Consider the following 16,403-nt stretch of genomic DNA (forward strand, 5'->3'; position numbering starts at 1 on the left):
GCGCGCGGCTCTGTCAAGTCTGGGCGCGGGTGGTGCCCCTGTCAAAGGCGCACGCGCATCTGGCATATGACGCAGCGCAAAGGCTGCGCAGTGAACGGCCGATGCGGCGCTTAAATGGCCGAGAGGCAATAGCGCGTCATGGCCTCGAGCACGCCAGGGTCTTCGCCGACGGCGCCCGCCACCTTGATCGCCATGCCCGGGTGGTCCAGCCGCAACTGCTCGACCAGCAAGGGCAGGTCGCGCAGCAGATGGCCGCCCTGCCCCAGGAACACGGGGACGATGGTCATCTCGTCGACGCCGGCGGCGGCCAGGCGCGCCGCCTCGGCCGGCAGGCGCGGCTCCATCAGTTCGAGGAAGGCCAGCGTCACGGCCACGTCCGGCACGCGGGCGGCGGTGGCATCGCGCAGTTTTTCAAACGGCGCGGCCCAGGAAGCGGCGCGGGCGCCGTGGGCAAACAGGACCAGGGATTTGTTCGTATGCATTAATGTCGCTCCACGCGCCACAAGGCGCCCAGCGCCAGCAGCAGATACAAGATGCTGGGGGCCAGCGCGGTGATCACGGGCGGCCAGGTGGTGAGCATGCCCAGATGGGAAAACAGGGTATTGACCAGCAGGAAGCTCACGCCGATCATGATGCCGATGAAAATTTTCAGGCTGACGCCGCCGCTGCGGCTTTGCAGATAGGCGAACGGCAAGGCCAGCGCCATCAGCACGAAAATCGCCAGCGGGTCGAACAGCTTTTTCCAGAAAGCGATCTTGAAGCGGTCGTTTTCCTGCTTGTTGTCGGCCAGGTGGCGGGTGTAGACGGCCAGCTCGCTGGCTGACATGCGGTCCGGGTCGGCCGACGACACGGACAGGATTTTCGGCGTCACTTCCGACACCAGCTCCAGGCTGGCCAGCTTGCGCGTGGAAACGGTGTTACCGTCCTGCCCCAGCACGCCGGCGGCCGCCGGGGCGGCGCCGGCCAGGTCGCGGCCGTTGACGAAGCGCGTTTGCGTCACGTCGGCCAGGCGCCAGGTGTTGTTGCCTTCGAAGGTGGCACTGGCCGCCGTCACCAGCGAGCGCATCTGCATGCGGGTGTCGAACTCGTACAGCTTGACATCGATCAACTGGCCGTCCGGTTTGAACTGGCGCGCGTTGAAAAAGCGCGAGCCCGTCACGGCGCCGGTGGTGCCGCTCGCGTGCACGACGTCCTTGGTCCACATGCCGGAACGAAATGCCTGCGACAAGGTGGCGCCCTTGGCACTGAGCTTGATTTTTTCCGCCAGCGGCGCGCTGCGCGGGGTGACCACTTCACCGAAGAAGAAGGCAATCACCACGAATACGATGCCGATCCGAAACACCATGCCCATCGCCTGGCGGGTCGACATGGACGAGGCCCGCATGATGGTAAATTCGGAGCTGGCGGCGAACTGCGACATGGCATAAATGGTGCCGATCAGGGCCGCCACCGGCATCACTTCGTACACGTGGCCCGGCAGCAGCAAGCCCACGTACAGGAAGGCATGCTGGATCAGGTAACCGCCCTGGCCGACGGCCGGCAATTCGGCCGTCAGGTCCATGAAGGCGGTCAGCGCCAGCAGGGCGAGCATGACAAAAAACACCGCCTGCATGATGTTGACGGCAAAGTAGCGCTGCAGGATTTTCATGCGATCACCTCGGCCTTGCGGGCGCAGGCGCGGCGGCGTTTGAACGCGGCCAGCAACACCAGCGGGTGATAGCGGTGATTGACGTTCAGGCGCCAGGCGAACAGGCCCACCGCTGCCAGCAGCACCATCAGGTGCACGGGCCACCAGGCCATCGCGAACTGCATCTTCTCCTGCTTGACGCTCGCTTCCGTGAGCTTGACGAGGTTGCTGTAGGTGAAGAAGATCAATACTGCCAGGATCAGGTTGACGGAACTGCCGGCGCGCGGGTTGACGAAGCCCAGCGGGATGGCCAGCAGCATCAGCAGCACGCACATGACGGGGGGCGCGATGCGCCACAACAGTTCGGCGCGCGTGTAGCGGTTCGGCACCAGCAGCAGCGCCGCCGTCGACAGGTTATCGACCGGCACGTCGGCGCCCAGCACGGGTACCTTGGTGGCCACGCGCATGCTGTAGCGGCCAAACTCCATGGTCTGGAAATCGGCCTGGCCCGGCGTGCCCTGGTAGCGGCGGCCGTTTTTGAGCACCAGGAACTGGCCGCCCTTGCCGTCCGACTCGATCACGCCTTCCTTGGCCACCACCACCGTGTTGATGCCGCCCTCGACGGTGTTGACGAAGACATTCTGCACGGCGTTGTTGCTGGCGGCATTGGCGCCGCCCTCGACGAAGAACACGCGGTTGCTGCCGGCGGACTCGCGAAACTGGCCGGGCGCGACTTTTTTGAGGTCTTCGCGCTTTTCAAAGCGCTGCACGAATTCATTGCTTTTCATTTTGGCCCACGGCGCGGCGACGAAACTGAGCACGCCCGTGAGCAGCACCAGCGGCAGGCCGAACGACATGACGGGCCAGATCCAGCGCGCCAGCGACTGGCCGGAGGCGAACCACACCACCATCTCGGAATCACGGTAACTGCGCGTGACGACGGCCAGCACGGCGATAAACCCCGTCAGAATGATGATGGTGGGTAGGTTGCCGATGACGTAAAACACAATCAGGGCCACCACGTCGCTCGATGCGACCTTGCCGCCGGCGGCGCGGCCCAGGATCGAGATCAGCGTCCAGGTGACGAAAATCGAGAACAGCACCGTGAAGGTGGCGCCAGCGGAACTGGCCATTTCCCGTCGAAGGGCGCGTTGGAAAATCATTCGGCAGATATAATCACAGGTTGAGCAGTGCGCGTCACAAACGAAACGGAGAATCCAATGGACTTTAGCATAAAAGCATACGACACCAAGAACCCCATCCTGTCGGCAAAAACCGGCTGTGTCGCAGTGGCGGTGTACGAAAATAAAAAACTGTCGGCAGCGGCCAGCGCCCTCGATCAGCATGGCGATATCAGCGCGGCGCTCAAGTCCGGCGACATCAGCGGCAAGGCCGGTTCGACCTTGCTGCTGCGCGGCGTGGCCGGGATCACGGCGGCGCGCGTGCTGCTGGTGGGCATGGGCAGCGCTGACGCCGTCAGCGAGAAAAACTTCGCCAGTGCCGTGCACGCGACCCTCAAGTGCTTCGGCCAGCTCGGTTCAAACGACGCCATTATCGCATTTCCCATGACCGATGTGAAAGGCCGCGACCAGGCCTGGGCAATCGGCTGCATCGTCACCGCCGCCCACGAGGCGCAGTTCCGCACCGACGGCCAGAAAAGCAGGAAAGACCCGGAGCGCAGCGGCGTCAAGAAACTCACCCTGGCCGCCGACTTCGTCGACGCCCGCACCAGGCAGTCGCTGGCCCAGGCCCAGGCGATCGCCCGCGGCATGGACCTGACGAAGGAACTGGGCAACCTGTCGGCCAACGTCTGCACCCCCACCTACCTGGCCAACACGGCCAGGAAGCTGGCCAAGGACTATAAATTCGACGTCGAGATCCTCGAGCGCAAGCAGCTCGAAGCGCTCAAGATGTGCAGCTTCCTGTCGGTCAGCGCCGGCAGCGAAGAGCCGCCCAAGTTCATCGTCCTCAAACACATGGGTGGCAAGAAAAGCGACGCCCCGGTGGTTTTGGTCGGCAAGGGCATCACCTTCGATACGGGCGGCATTTCGCTCAAGGCCGGCCCCGGCATGGATGAAATGAAGTACGACATGTGCGGCGCCGCCTCGGTCCTGGGCACCTTCCGCGCGATCGGTGAAATGGGCCTGGCCATGAACGTGGTGGGCATCATTGCCGCCTGCGAAAACATGCCGTCGGGCCGCGCCACCAAGCCGGGCGACATCGTCACCTCGATGGCCGGACTGACCATCGAAGTGCTCAACACCGACGCCGAAGGCCGCCTGGTGCTGTGCGACGCCCTCACCTACGCCGAGCGCTTCAATCCCGCCGCCGTGGTCGACATCGCCACCCTGACGGGCGCCTGCATCGTCGCCCTGGGCCACCACAACAGCGGCCTGTTCGCGCGCGACGACGACGCCGGCAACCACCTGGCGCAGGAACTGCTCGACGCCGGCAAGCAGGCGGGCGACACCGCCTGGCGCCTGCCGATCGGCGAGCTGTACAACGACCAGCTGAAATCGAACTTTGCCGACCTGGGCAATATCGGCAGCCCGGGCGGCGCCAGCTGCACCGCCGCCGCCTTCCTGGAAAACTTCACCCGCAGTTACGCCTGGGCCCACCTCGACATCGCCGGCACCGCCTGGAAGTCGGGCGGCGCCAAGGGCGCCACCGGTCGTCCGGTGGCGCTGCTGTCGAACTTCCTGCTCAACCGCGCATAAGTTTCGACCCCGCGCGCGCAGTGTAGAAAGCAAAAAGGCGGATCCGCGGATCCGCCTTTTTTACGTCTGGACGGCGCACCTCAATAGATCGCGCTGCCGGTTTCCGTCACCCTGGCCATGTCGGCGGCATCCTTGTCGGCATGCATGAGGATGGTGACCACGGCCGGATAATCAAAGCCGGCGCCCGAGCGGCGGTCCAGATAATAGCCGAGGCCGCCGCTGATGACGGCATTGCCGATCATCTTGCCGTAGCCGTATTGCGAGGCCACCGCCTCGACCGAACTGCCCACGCCCGCCTTGCCGCAGTCGACATTGAGATTGTCATTGCTCTTGCGGATGAGCACCCGTCCCGGCGTGTTGACGAACCAGCGGCCGTTCTTGTTCGACAGTACGCAGCCGATGCCGCCCACCTCGCGGTGATCGAGCACGCTGCGCACTTCGATTTCCTGCTGGGACGAGTCGGTGATGGTGGCGCAACCGGCCAGCAGCAGGCAGGCCGTGCACAAGGCAGCGCGGTGGATGGTCGAACGCATGATGTCATTCCTGGTCGGAAGCGAGCCGGCGGACGAGGTGCCCGCCGGCTTGCTGTACCTTGTTTACGGCAGCATGCGTTCGATCATGAGGGTGTTAGTTCAGGGGAATCGGCTGATTGCCCGGCACGGGCACGGCGGTGACGCTGTTTTTCGGGCTGCCGTCGATCAGGCGGTCCGAATAGACGAGATAAATCAAGGCGTTGCGCTTGGGGTCGACCATCCGCACCACGCGCACGTGCTTGAAGAATATCGAGGCCCGCTCGCTGAACACTTCTTCCTGCTTGGGCACCTTGCCCGGAAAACTCAAGGGCCCCACCTGGCGGCAGGCGACCGACGACTCGGCCTTGTCTTCGGCCAGGCCGATGGCGCCCTTGATGCCGCCCGTCTTGGCGCGCGACAGGTAGCAGCTCACGCCGGCCACCTTCGGGTCGTCGAACACTTCGACCACGACCTTGTGATCGGGGCCGATCAGCTTGAACGCGGTATCGACCGCGCCGACGGTTTCGGCAGACGCCGACGACAGGGCCAGGCTGGCGGCGATGGCCAGGCTGGCGGCAAAAACAGTGCGCATAGTATCCTCGAAAAAGAAAAAGGCCCGTGCGGGCCTCGTTGTCATCATGCCACCGGTGCAAACCGGGGTACTGCCACGCCGTCGACCAGCACGGTCTCGAAGAACACCGATTCAGGACGGATCCAGGTGGTGCCGTCGGCCGCACGGTACACCACCATGGGGGACAGGTCCGACTCAAGCGTGGCGATGCAGACGAACTCGTAGAGTCCGCCTTTATAGTGCCTGTAACGACCAGTACCAGACGGCATCAGCTTTCGGCTTTTTGTTCCGCCAGCGCTTTCTGCTTTTTCTTCAGGTTCTGGATGACGCGCAAGGCCGCTTCGATGCCGGCCGCGTCGTCGAGGTCGCTGAAGGCGTCGAGCACCTCGTTGAGAACGCGGTTCCGCATGGCGGCCTCGTCAGCCTGGATTTCCTTGGCAGGCTTGACGGCAGCGGGCTTTTGGGCGGCGGCGGCGGTCTTGCCATGGGCCAGCGCAGCCTGCCAGATCACCCAGCGGCGTTGCGTTTCAAACACCAGGTATTCCTCGGGCTTGTCCTCACGGCGACGCACAATGTGCCCGTCACGTTGTGCCCATGCCTCGAATGCACTGCGCATTTTTATCCTTTACACGCTCTGTCTGCGTTTCACACTATGAGAAATACAACATTTCCCAATAGTATCATCTCTTGGAGGAATTTCAACAACTATTCGCTCCACCGTCGTGTTCTGTTGTTATGATCCAAACGACACGCCCCCGAGGGCGACGCGTTTTTCACCATAGCAATGCTACACCGCGCGTTGTAACTATGCAATATTTGATACCCTCTCAGTAACAATAGGCTAATTTGAAGCCCTTGTCGCTGGTTTGTTACAATTTGCCACAGATTGCGCCCGGGAGGAACATAAAGACAACAGTTTTTTTCGCGAGCTGCTGTTATTGCACGATGTCGTTGTTGGTCGCCCTCTGGCGTACTCATCTGTTTTAGCGGGGATTTTTCGCCCGGTCCGTCCCCTTTCATTCCTTTTATTCTCCACCCTCCCATGAAAATAGCAACGTGGAATGTCAATTCCCTGAAAGTCCGGCTGCCGCATCTCCTGCAGTGGCTGGCGGCGCATCCGGTCGATGTCTTGTGCCTGCAAGAGACAAAACTGACGGACGACAAATTTCCCATCGACGCCATCAACGACGCCGGCTACCAGGTGGTGTTCAGCGGCCAGAAAACCTATAACGGTGTGGCCATCCTGTCGCGCCTGCCGCTGGTGGACGTGGTCAGAAACAATCCCCGCTTCGACGATCCCCAGCAGCGCATCATCGCCGCCACCGTCGATGGGGTGCGCATCATCTGCGCCTACGTGCCGAACGGCCAGGCAGTCGATTCCGAGAAATATGCCTATAAATTGAGCTGGCTGGCGGCGCTGCGCGAGTGGCTGGCCGAGGAGATGGCCTGCCACCCCCAGCTGGCCATCCTGGGCGACTACAACATCGCCCCGGAAGACCGCGACGTCCACGATCCCGTCGAATGGGCCGGCCAGATCCACTGTTCCGACGCCGAACGGGGCGCCCTGACGGCGCTGACGGCGCTGGGCCTGCGCGACGCCTTCCGCCTGTTCGAGCAGCCCGACAAGTCCTATAGCTGGTGGGATTACCGCATGCTGGGCTTTCGCCGCAACCGCGGCCTGCGCATCGATCACATCCTGCTGTCGGCCCCACTGGCGGTGCGCTGCACCGCCTGCGCCATCGACCGCGAACCACGCACCTGGGAGCAGCCGTCCGATCACGCGCCCGTCACGGCAACGCTCGATTGACGAACGCAAGCGGCCCCAGCAGGGCTGGCACGCTGGCCGCCGGCGCCGGCGGGGAAAACAGGTAACCCTGGGCATACGTGCAGCCGACCTGGGCCAGCAGGGCGAACTGCCCTTCCGTCTCCACCCCTTCGGCCACCACCGCCAGTTGCAGGCTGTTCGACAGGGCGATGATGGCGCCGACGATGGCGCGGTCTTCCGCGCTCGTTTCGAGTTCCTTGATGAAGGCGCGGTCGATCTTGAGCTTGCGCACGGGGAAGCGCTTGAGGTAGGCCAGGCTTGAGTAACCGGTGCCGAAGTCGTCGATCGACAGGCGGATGCCCATCGCGTTGATCTGGCCGAGGATCTCCAGCGTCTGTTCGCCGTGCTGCATCAAGGCCGTTTCGGTGATCTCGAATTCGATCAGGGCCGGGTCGATGCCGGTGGCGTCGAGGGTGCGGCGGATCGACTCGATCAGGCCGCGGTGCATGAACTGGCGCGGCGACAGGTTCAGCGCCAGCGGCACGGCCGCCAGCCCGGCGCCCTGCCAGGCCATGCTTTGCTCGCAGGCGCGCCGCATCACCCATTCGCCCACCGGCACGATCAGGCCATTTTCTTCGAGGATGGGAATGAAGCGGTCGGGCAGCACCAGCGTGCTATCGGGGCGGCGCCAGCGCAGCAGCACCTCGAGCGACTGCAGGCGGCGCGTGCCGGTATCGACGATGGGCTGATAAAACAGCGCGAACTGTTCCTGCGCCAGCGCGAAGCGCAAGCTGCTTTCCAGCTCGAAGTGCTGGGCCGCCGCCTGGTTCATCGTCTGCGTGAAAAACTGGTAATTGTTGCGCCCGCTCGCCTTGGCGTGATACATGGCCGCGTCGGCATGGCGCATCAGGGTATCGACGTCGGCCCCATCGTCCGGGTACAGGCAGATGCCGATCGACGGCGTGATGTGCAGCAGCCGTCCCTCGACGGAAAACGGGGTGTCGAGTGCCTCGATGATTTTTTCGGCCACGCTGACCGTTTCGATGCTGCCGCGCAGGCCCGGCACCAGCACGACAAATTCATCGCCACCGAGGCGCGCCACGGTGTCGCTGGCGCGCACCGCCCCGCACAGGCGGCTGGCGACCTCCTTGAGCAGATGGTCGCCCGTCTGGTGGCCCAGCGAATCGTTGATGGTCTTGAAGCGGTCCAGGTCGAGGAACATCACCGCCAGCTGGCGCTCGCCGCGCGCGGCGCCGAGCATGGCGCGCTCGAGGCGGTCGCTCAGCAGGGCGCGATTGGGCAGGCCCGTCAGGCTGTCGTGGTAGGCCATGTGGTGAATGCGTGCCTCGGCCTGGCGCCGCTCGACGATTTCCGCCTGCAGCAGGGCATTGGCGCCGGCCAGTTCGGCGGTGCGTTCCTGGACCCGCAATTCGAGCCCGTCGCGCGCGCGGCGCACGCTGTCGGCCGCCTCGCGGCGGGCAGTCACGTCATCGATCAGCCATACCGAGCGGTCGCGCGGGCGCGCCAGGTCGAACGGCCGGCCCGACAGCCTGGCCCAGAACAGGGTGCCGTCCTTGCGCACCAGTTCGATTTCGCAGGTGCTCACCCGGCCTGCCGCAAAATCGCGGCCCGTCTCGATGCGGGCGCGCTGCCAGGCCGCCAGATCGGGATACAGGGCGCGCACCGACAAGCCGTCCATCGCCCCCGGCCCGTAGCCGAACAGCTCCTCCATCTTGGCGTTGCTGCGCAGGTTGTAGCCGTGTTCGACCACGGAAATGCCCAGCACCGCGCTGTCGAGGATGGCCTGGTTTTCCAGCAGGGTGTTGCGCAGCGCTTCTTCGGCGCGCTTGTGGTCGGTGCGGTCTTCAATGATCCAGATGGTGCCGGCGGCAGGGTCGTCGGGATTGACGACGTAGGCGATCAACTGCGCCCACAGCACGCTGCCATCCTTGCGCTGCATCGTCACGTCGGTCTGGAACGGCAGCGCCGCCGACAGCAGCGGCCAGGCCGCTTCGCCCACCATCGCGTAGACGGCGTCGCTGGGATAGAGCGCGCGCCCCGGCAAACCGAGCGCCTCCTCGGCCCCGTAGCCGAACATCTGGGCGAAACCGCGGTTATAGCGGGTGACCACGCGGTTCTTGGTAAACAGGATGCTGATCGAGGCGTTCGTCATGATGGCCTGCACCTCGATCAGGGTCTGGCGCGACTCGGTGACGTCCTCGAGAATCCAGATGGTGCCGTCCTGGCTGCGGTCGGTGTCGAGCACCTTGGCGCGGATACGGCACCAGAACAGCGCGCCGTCGCCCCGCACGAACTGGTGCTCGGGGCATTCGTAGGGCAGGCCCTTGCCCAGCAGGGGGCCGGCGACGGCGCCCAACGCGCGGTAATCCTCGGCCGAGAGGAACAGCATGGCGGCCGGCTGGCCCCTTATGGCGCCTTGGCTGTAGCCGAACATCTCGGCAAAGCGGGGGTTGCACGACATCATGATGCCGCCCTTGCTGAACAGGATGCCCACCGAGGCATTGTCGAGGATCGCCTTCTGTTCGAGCAGGCTCTGGCGCAAGGCGGCCTGGCTGCGCTCGAAATGGCCGATGTCGGTCAGCACCATGGTAAAGCCGGGGCCGCCGGCGGCGACCGCCAGCGGCTTGGCGAACAGGTGCACCGCCACCTCGCCCACGCCCGCGCCGAGCGTGGCCCTGCCCTCGCCGGCCACGCTGACGGCCTGGCGCAGCATGGCCGCGCCGCTGGCCCGGCTGGCGCCACGAAAAAACGCCAGCAGGGGGCGGCCGATAAGGCCGGCGCCCAGCAGCTGTTCCAGCGCGGGATTGGTGGCGATGATCAGGCCATCGCCGTCGCAGGCGCAGGCGGGCGCGCCGAGCAGCGCCAATGCTGCCGCAAGCGCCGCCGGCTGGGGGTTGAGTCGATCCATGTGTCTCGTCATGCGGCGGCTTCCGGATGGGCCACTCTTGGGACGATGATAAACCGATGCTTGCCGCTACGCCAGAAAATTGAAATCGCGCCCGCGCCCAATGCCGATGATGGCACTGGGAAACAACATGCGTTGCAGCAAAAAATCTTACGCAGCCACGCCCGGCACCCGCACCGTTCCTTCCATCAGCACGCGCGCACTGCGGCTCATGATGGCTTTTTTCACGCACCAGGCGCCGTCCTGCAGGAGTGCTTCCGCGCCCACCCGCAAGGTGCCCGAGGGATGGCCGAAGCGCACCGCCGTGCGGGCGCCGCCGCCGGCGGCCAGGTTGACCAGGGTGCCGGGAATGGCGGCGGCGGTGCCGATGGCGACGGCCGCCGTGCCCATCATCGCGTGGTGCAGCTTGCCCATCGACAGGGCGCGCACGAGGAGGTCGATGTCGGCGGCGGCCACCGGCTTGCCGCTCGAGGCGGTGTAGGCCGCCGGCGGCGCCACGAAGGCCACCTTCGGCGTGTGCTGGCGGCGCACCGCTTCATCGAGGTGCTTGATCAGGCCCATGCGCAGGGCGCCATGGGCGCGGATGGTCTCGAAACGGGCCAGCGCCGCCGGGTCGCCGTTGATGGCGTCCTGCAGTTCGCTGCCCGTATAGCCGATGTCGGCGGCGTTGACAAAAATGGTGGGGATGCCGGCGTTGATCATGGTGGCGGGGAAGCTGCCCACGCCGGGCACCTCGAGCGTGTCGACCAGGTTCCCGGTCGGGAACATGGCGCCGCCACCGCCCTCTTCCTCGGCGGCCGGATCGAGGAACTCGAGCTGCACTTCGGCGGCGGCGAAGGTGACGCCGTCGAGTTCGAAGTCGCCCGTCTCCTGCACCTGGCCATCGGTCATCGGCACATGGGCGATGATGGTCTTGCCGATGTTGGCCTGCCAGATGCGGATGGTGGCCATGCCGTCGCGCGGCAGGCGCGCGGCGGCGACCATGCCGGCGGCAATGGCGAACGGGCCCACCGCCGCCGACAGGTTGCCGCAGTTGCCGCTCCAGTCGACGAAGGGGGCGTCGATCGCCACCTGGCCGAACAGGTAGTCGACGTCATGGTCGGGCCGCGTGGCCGGCCCCACGATCACCGTCTTGCTGGTGCTCGAGGTGGCGCCGCCCATGCCGTCGATCTGTTTCGCATACGGGTCGGGACTGCCGATCACGCGCAGCAGCAGCGCGTCGCGGGCGGCGCCCGCCACTTGCGCCGCCGCCGGCAGGTCGGCCAGCCTGAAAAACACCCCCTTGCTGGTGCCGCCCCGCATGTACGTGGCGGGGACCTTGATTTGCGGGGCGAATCGGGTGGAATCGTTCATGGTCAGGCCGCTTTCGTCGATTCGAGGAAATCCTGGGCAAAGCGCTGCAGCACGCCACCCGCTTCGTAGATCGACACCTCTTCGGCCGTGTCGAGGCGGCAGGTGACGGCCACCTGCTCGACGTCGCCGTTCTTGCGGGTGATGATCAGGGTCAGGTCGGCGCGCGGCAGGCGCTCGCCGATGACGTCGTAGGTTTCGCTGCCGTCGATGCCCAGCGTCTTGCGGTCGGTGCCGCGCTTGAATTCGAGCGGCAGCACGCCCATGCCGACCAGGTTGGTGCGGTGGATGCGTTCGAAGCCCTCGGCGACGATCGCCTCGACGCCCGCCAGGCGCACGCCCTTGGCCGCCCAGTCGCGCGAAGAACCCTGGCCGTAATCGGCGCCGGCGATGATGATCAGGGGCTGCTTGCGCTCCATGTAGGTTTCGATGGCTTCCCACATGCGCGTGACGACGCCGTCCGGCTCGATGCGGGTGAGCGAGCCCGCCTTGACCTTGCCGTCCTCGATCACCATCTCGTTCTTGAGGGTCGGGTTGGCGAAGGTGGCGCGCTGCGCCGTCAGGTGGTCGCCCCGGTGGGTGGCGTAGGAATTGAAATCTTCTTCCGGCAGGCCCATTTTCGCCAGGTACTCGCCGGCGGCCGAATCGAGCATGATGGCGTTCGACGGCGACAGGTGGTCGGTGGTGATGTTGTCGCCCAGGACCGCCAGCGGGCGCATGCCGGAAAGGCTGCGCACGCCGGCCAGCGCGCCTTCCCAGTACGGCGGACGGCGGATATAGGTGGTCTGGGGACGCCAGTCGTACAGGGGGCTGACCTTGAGACCGTCATCAGGCTGCCTGGCGAACATCGGGATGTAGACCTTGCGGAACTGCTCCGGCTTGACGCTGGCGGCGACGATGGCATCGATCTCCTCGTCGGCCGGCCAGATGTCGGCCAGGCGGACCGGGCGGCCGTCGGGGGCCAGGCCCAGCACGTCTTTTTCGATGTCGAAGCGGATCGTGCCGGCGATCGCATACGCCACCACCAGCGGCGGCGAGGCGAGAAAGGCCTGCTTGGCGTAGGGGTGGATGCGGCCGTCGAAATTGCGGTTGCCCGACAGGACGGCGGTCGAGTACAGGTCGCGCGCGATGATCTCCTGCTCGATGACGGGGTCGAGCGCGCCCGACATACCGTTGCAGGTGGTGCAGGCAAAGGCGACGACGCCGAAGCCCAGCGTTTCGAGCTCCGTCATCAGGCCCGCTTCTTCCAGGTACAGGGCGACGGTTTTCGAGCCGGGCGCCAGCGAGGACTTCACCCACGGCTTGCGCAGCAGGCCGAGGCGGTTGGCGTTGCGGGCGATCAGGCCGGCGGCGATCATGTTGCGCGGGTTGTTGGTGTTGGTGCAGCTGGTGATGGCGGCGATGATGACGGCGCCGTCGGGCATGCGGCCCGCTTCGTTTTCCACCACGCCGGCAATGCCGCGCGCTGCCAGCTCGGACGTCGGCACCCGCTTGTGCGGATTGGACGGCCCGGCGATATTGCGCACCACGCTCGACAGGTCGAAGCTGATCACGCGCTCATACACGGCGCTGACCAGGCTGTCGGCCCACAGGCCGGTGGTGCGCGCGTAGTTTTCCACCAGCTTGACGGTGTCGTCTTCGCGGCCCGTCAGCTTCAGGTACTTGATGGTCTGTTCGTCGATATAAAACATCGCCGCGGTGGAGCCGAATTCGGGCGCCATGTTGGCGATGGTGGCGCGGTCGCCCAGCGTCAGGCTGGCCGCGCCGGCACCGAAAAACTCGAGGTAGGACGAGACCACCTTGGCATTGCGCAGGAACTCGGTGAGCGCCAGCACGATGTCGGTGGCGGTGATGCCGGGGGCAGCCTTGCCGGTCAGTTCGACGCCGATGATGTCGGGCAGGCGCATCCACGACGCGCGCCCCAGCATCACGCTTTCCGCTTCCAGGCCGCCCACGCCGATGGCGAGCACGCCGAGCGCATCGACCATCGGCGTGTGTGAGTCGGTCCCCACCAGGGTGTCCGGGTAGGCCACGCCGAGCCGGGTATCGGCCTGGATCACGGGACTCATGCGCTCGAGGTTAATCTGGTGCAGGATGCCGTTACCGGGCGGGATCACGTCGACGTTTTTAAACGCTTTCTTGGTCCACTCGATGAAATCGAAGCGGTCTTCGTTGCGGCGGTCCTCGATGGCGCGGTTCTTGGCGAAGGCATCGGGATCGAAGCCGCCGCATTCGACCGCCAGCGAATGGTCCACCACCAGCTGGGTGGGAACGACCGGGTTGACCAGGGTCGGATCGCCCCCCTGCGCGGCGATGGCGTCGCGCAGGCCGGCCAGGTCGACCAGCGCGGTCTGGCCGAGAATGTCGTGGCAGACCACACGCGCCGGAAACCACGGAAAATCGAGGTCCTGGCGGCGTTCGACGAGCTGGCGCAGCGAGGCGGCCAGGGTGTCGGGATGGCAGCGGCGCACCAGGTTTTCAGCCAGTACCCGCGAGGTGTACGGCAGCTTGTCGTAGGCGCCCGCTTCGATGGCGTCGACCGCCTCGCGCGCGTCGAAATAATCCAGCGAGGTGCCGGGCAAGGGTTTGCGGTGCGTCGTGTTCATCATATTGTCTGCCACTGTGGGTTGTGTTTCTCAGGTGCGATCGGCCAGCGGCACGAACGCCAGATCTTCCGGGCCGACGTAATTGGCGCTGGGGCGGATGATCTTGTTGTCGATGCGCTGCTCGATCACGTGGGCCGACCAGCCGGAGGTACGCGAGATGACGAACAGCGGCGTGAACATCGCCGTCGGCACGCCCATCACGTGGTACGACACGGCGGAGAACCAGTCCAGGTTGGGGAACATTTTTTTGACATCCCACATCACCGTTTCGAGGCGCTCGGCGATGTCGAACATCTTGGTCGACCCGGCCTCAAGGGACAGTTCGCGCGCCACTTCCTTGATCACCACGTTGCGCGGGTCCGACACGGTGTAGACGGGGTGGCCGAAGCCGATCACCACTTCCTTGTTCTCGACGCGGCGGCGGATGTCCGCCTCGGCTTCGTCCGGGCTTTCGTAGCGTTCCTGGATTTCCAGCGCCACTTCGTTGGCGCCGCCGTGTTTCGGGCCGCGCAGCGCGCCGATGGCGCCGGTGATGGCCGAATGGATGTCCGAGCCGGTGCCGGCGATGACGCGGGCGGTGAAGGTGGAGGCATTGAACTCGTGCTCGGCGTACAGGATCAGCGAGGTGTGCATCGCCTTGACCCAGGCGGCCGACGGTTTTTCACCGTGCAGCAGGTGCAGGAAGTGGCCGCCGATCGAGTCGTCGTCGGTGACGACATCGATGCGCTTGCCGTTGTGGCTGAAGTGGTACCAGTACAGCAGCATCGAGCCGAACGAGGCCATCAGGCGGTCGGCGATGTCGCGCGCGCCGGGCACGTTGTGGTCGTCCTTCTCGGGCAGGGTGCAGCCGAGCACCGAGCAGCCGGTGCGCATCACGTCCATCGGGTGGGCGGCGGCGGGCAAGGCTTCGAGCGCCGCCTTGACCGACTGCGGCAGGCCGCGCAGGCCTTTCAGCTTGGTTTTATAGGCCGCCAGTTCGGCGCGGTTGGGCAGCTTGCCGTGCACCAGCAGGTAGGCGATTTCCTCGAACTCGCTGGAGGTGGCGACATCGAGGATGTCGTAACCGCGGTAGTGCAGGTCGTTGCCCGTCTTGCCGACCGAGCACAGCGCCGTGTTGCCGGCGGTGACGCCGGACAGGGCGACGGATTTCTTCGGTTTGAAGGCGACGGGGTCTTTTGCGGCGGTGGTCTCGGTCATGCTGGCGGTCTCCTGAAGGCGATTATTAGAATGCGGTGCTTATTTTTCTTTGCCCTGGGCGAACAGGGCGTCGAGCTTTTGCTCGTACTCGTGGTAGCCGAGGTAGTCGTACAGGTCCATCCGGCTCTGCATGGTCGGCACCACGCTTTTCTGGGTGCCCTCGGCGCGCAGGGTCTTGTAGAAATTAAGCGCGGCCGCGTTCATGGCGCGGTAGGCGCCGCAGCAGTACAGGGCGATGTCGACGTTGTGGGCGCGCAGCTCGTCGAGCGTGAACAGGGGGGTGGCGCCAAACTCGGTGAGGTTGGCCAGGATCGGCACCTTGACGGCCGCGCGCACCTGGCTGTACTGCTCGAGCTGGTTGATCGCTTCCGGGAAGATCATGTCGGCACCCGCTTCCACGTAGGCGCAGGCGCGGTCGATGGCGGCGTTGAGGCCTTCCACGGCCAGCGCATCGGTGCGCGCCATGATGACGAAGCTCTCGTCGTGGCGGGCGTCGACGGCCGCCTTGATGCGGTCGACCATTTCGCCGGTGCTGACGACTTCCTTGCCGGGCCGGTGGCCGCAGCGCTTGGCCGAGACCTGGTCTTCCATGTGCACGGCGGCGACGTCGGCGCGGATCATGTGGCGGATGGTGCGGGCGATGTTGAAGGCGCCGCCCCAGCCGGTGTCGATGTCGACCAGGATCGGCAGCGAGCAGGTGTCGGTGATGCGCTGGGCGTCGGTGATGACGTCGTCGAGGGTGCTGATGCCCAGGTCCGGAAAGCCGAGCGAATTGGCGGCCACGCCGCCGCCCGAGAGGTAGATGGCGCGGTAGCCCGATTGCTCGGCCATGCGGGCGGTGTAGGCGGTGATGGTGCCGACCACTTGCAGTGGCGACTCTTCGGCAACGGCGCGGCGGAACATGGCGCCTCGGGATTCTCTCATCGGGTTTCTCCTCGGTTCGGTGGTGCATGGGACTGCAGTACCCTTGTATTGCAAGCGCCGTGCCAGGCGGCGGCGGCGGGACCCGCACCCTGCGCGCTTCATAATACCCTTTAAAATCAAGCGCCAAGGCACGGCTGGCAAGCACGGGCAGCCTGCCCCGATGTTGCATAGTTCGTTTCAGTTTCATTTAAATTGAAACATGAAACAC

14 protein-coding genes are annotated in these 16,403 nt (G+C 65.3%); 2 read left to right on the plus strand and 12 right to left on the minus strand.

The features are described 5' to 3' along the window. Positions 1-110: 110 nt before the first annotated feature. The 3 genes from ACP7EY_RS11515 to lptF are packed head-to-tail and all read right to left on the minus strand — an operon-like array spanning position 111 to position 2,760. Positions 111-482, minus strand: coding sequence for a sirohydrochlorin chelatase (locus ACP7EY_RS11515; RefSeq protein WP_426193582.1), 372 nt, complete (start codon positions 480-482; stop codon positions 111-113). After that, on the minus strand, positions 482-1,648 hold the full coding sequence (gene lptG, locus ACP7EY_RS11520; RefSeq protein WP_426193584.1) for an LPS export ABC transporter permease LptG: 1,167 nt from the start codon (positions 1,646-1,648) through the stop codon (positions 482-484). Before lptG ends, ACP7EY_RS11515 begins: the two co-directional genes overlap by 1 nt. Next, on the minus strand, positions 1,645-2,760 hold the full coding sequence (gene lptF, locus ACP7EY_RS11525) for an LPS export ABC transporter permease LptF (protein WP_426193586.1): 1,116 nt from the start codon (positions 2,758-2,760) through the stop codon (positions 1,645-1,647). The genes lptG and lptF overlap by 4 nt, the downstream gene beginning before the upstream one ends. 87 nt (positions 2,761-2,847) lie before the next feature. Here lptF and ACP7EY_RS11530 point away from each other — a divergent pair, with 87 nt between their 5' ends. Further along, complete coding sequence (locus ACP7EY_RS11530) at positions 2,848-4,344, plus strand: leucyl aminopeptidase (RefSeq protein ID WP_426193588.1); 1,497 nt, start codon at positions 2,848-2,850, stop codon at positions 4,342-4,344. An 80-nt stretch (positions 4,345-4,424) separates the two neighbouring features. Here the strand turns inward: ACP7EY_RS11530 and ACP7EY_RS11535 are convergent, their stop codons facing one another. The 4 genes from ACP7EY_RS11535 to ACP7EY_RS11550 form a co-directional block, all read right to left on the minus strand. Then, positions 4,425-4,877 carry a hypothetical protein gene (locus tag ACP7EY_RS11535; RefSeq protein WP_426193590.1) on the minus strand — a complete coding sequence of 151 codons (453 nt, stop codon included), beginning with the start codon at positions 4,875-4,877 and terminating at the stop codon, positions 4,425-4,427. Positions 4,878-4,971: 94 nt separating this feature from the next. Further along, positions 4,972-5,448 (minus strand): CreA family protein, encoded by a 477-nt coding sequence (locus tag ACP7EY_RS11540; RefSeq protein ID WP_426193592.1) that lies wholly within the window; start codon positions 5,446-5,448, stop codon positions 4,972-4,974. 44 nt (positions 5,449-5,492) lie between these two features. Continuing rightward, a complete protein-coding gene (locus tag ACP7EY_RS11545) occupies positions 5,493-5,696 on the minus strand; it encodes a DUF1653 domain-containing protein (RefSeq protein WP_426193594.1) in 204 nt (67 codons plus the stop codon). Beyond that, the gene (locus ACP7EY_RS11550; protein ID WP_426193596.1) at positions 5,696-5,998 is read right to left on the minus strand and encodes a hypothetical protein; all 303 of its coding nucleotides are present in this window, start codon (positions 5,996-5,998) and stop codon (positions 5,696-5,698) included. The genes ACP7EY_RS11545 and ACP7EY_RS11550 overlap by 1 nt, the downstream gene beginning before the upstream one ends. A gap of 471 nt (positions 5,999-6,469) precedes the next feature. On the opposite strand from ACP7EY_RS11550, the gene xth reads away from it, so the two are divergent. After that, positions 6,470-7,234 carry an exodeoxyribonuclease III gene (xth, locus tag ACP7EY_RS11555; RefSeq protein WP_426193598.1) on the plus strand — a complete coding sequence of 255 codons (765 nt, stop codon included), beginning with the start codon at positions 6,470-6,472 and terminating at the stop codon, positions 7,232-7,234. Here the strand turns inward: xth and ACP7EY_RS11560 are convergent. From ACP7EY_RS11560 to prpB, 5 genes are all read right to left on the minus strand, one after another. Further along, complete coding sequence (locus ACP7EY_RS11560; RefSeq protein WP_426193600.1) at positions 7,215-10,121, minus strand: EAL domain-containing protein; 2,907 nt, start codon at positions 10,119-10,121, stop codon at positions 7,215-7,217. The genes xth and ACP7EY_RS11560 overlap by 20 nt on opposite strands. A gap of 147 nt (positions 10,122-10,268) precedes the next feature. Continuing rightward, a complete protein-coding gene (gene prpF / locus ACP7EY_RS11565; RefSeq protein WP_426193602.1) occupies positions 10,269-11,471 on the minus strand; it encodes a 2-methylaconitate cis-trans isomerase PrpF in 1,203 nt (400 codons plus the stop codon). Between the two features lie 2 nt (positions 11,472-11,473). Then, positions 11,474-14,074, minus strand: a complete 2,601-nt coding sequence (acnD, locus tag ACP7EY_RS11570; RefSeq protein ID WP_426193822.1) for a Fe/S-dependent 2-methylisocitrate dehydratase AcnD — start codon at positions 14,072-14,074, stop codon at positions 11,474-11,476. 30 nt (positions 14,075-14,104) lie between these two features. Further along, positions 14,105-15,271 (minus strand): bifunctional 2-methylcitrate synthase/citrate synthase, encoded by a 1,167-nt coding sequence (gene prpC, locus ACP7EY_RS11575; RefSeq protein ID WP_426193604.1) that lies wholly within the window; start codon positions 15,269-15,271, stop codon positions 14,105-14,107. Positions 15,272-15,310: 39 nt separating this feature from the next. Continuing rightward, positions 15,311-16,195: a methylisocitrate lyase gene (gene prpB, locus ACP7EY_RS11580; protein WP_426193606.1), complete on the minus strand. Its 885-nt coding sequence runs from the start codon at positions 16,193-16,195 to the stop codon at positions 15,311-15,313. Positions 16,196-16,403 lie beyond the last annotated feature (208 nt).

Source organism: Massilia sp. DWR3-1-1 (assembly GCF_049898325.1).
Classification (GTDB): domain Bacteria; phylum Pseudomonadota; class Gammaproteobacteria; order Burkholderiales; family Burkholderiaceae_D; genus JAFCUW01.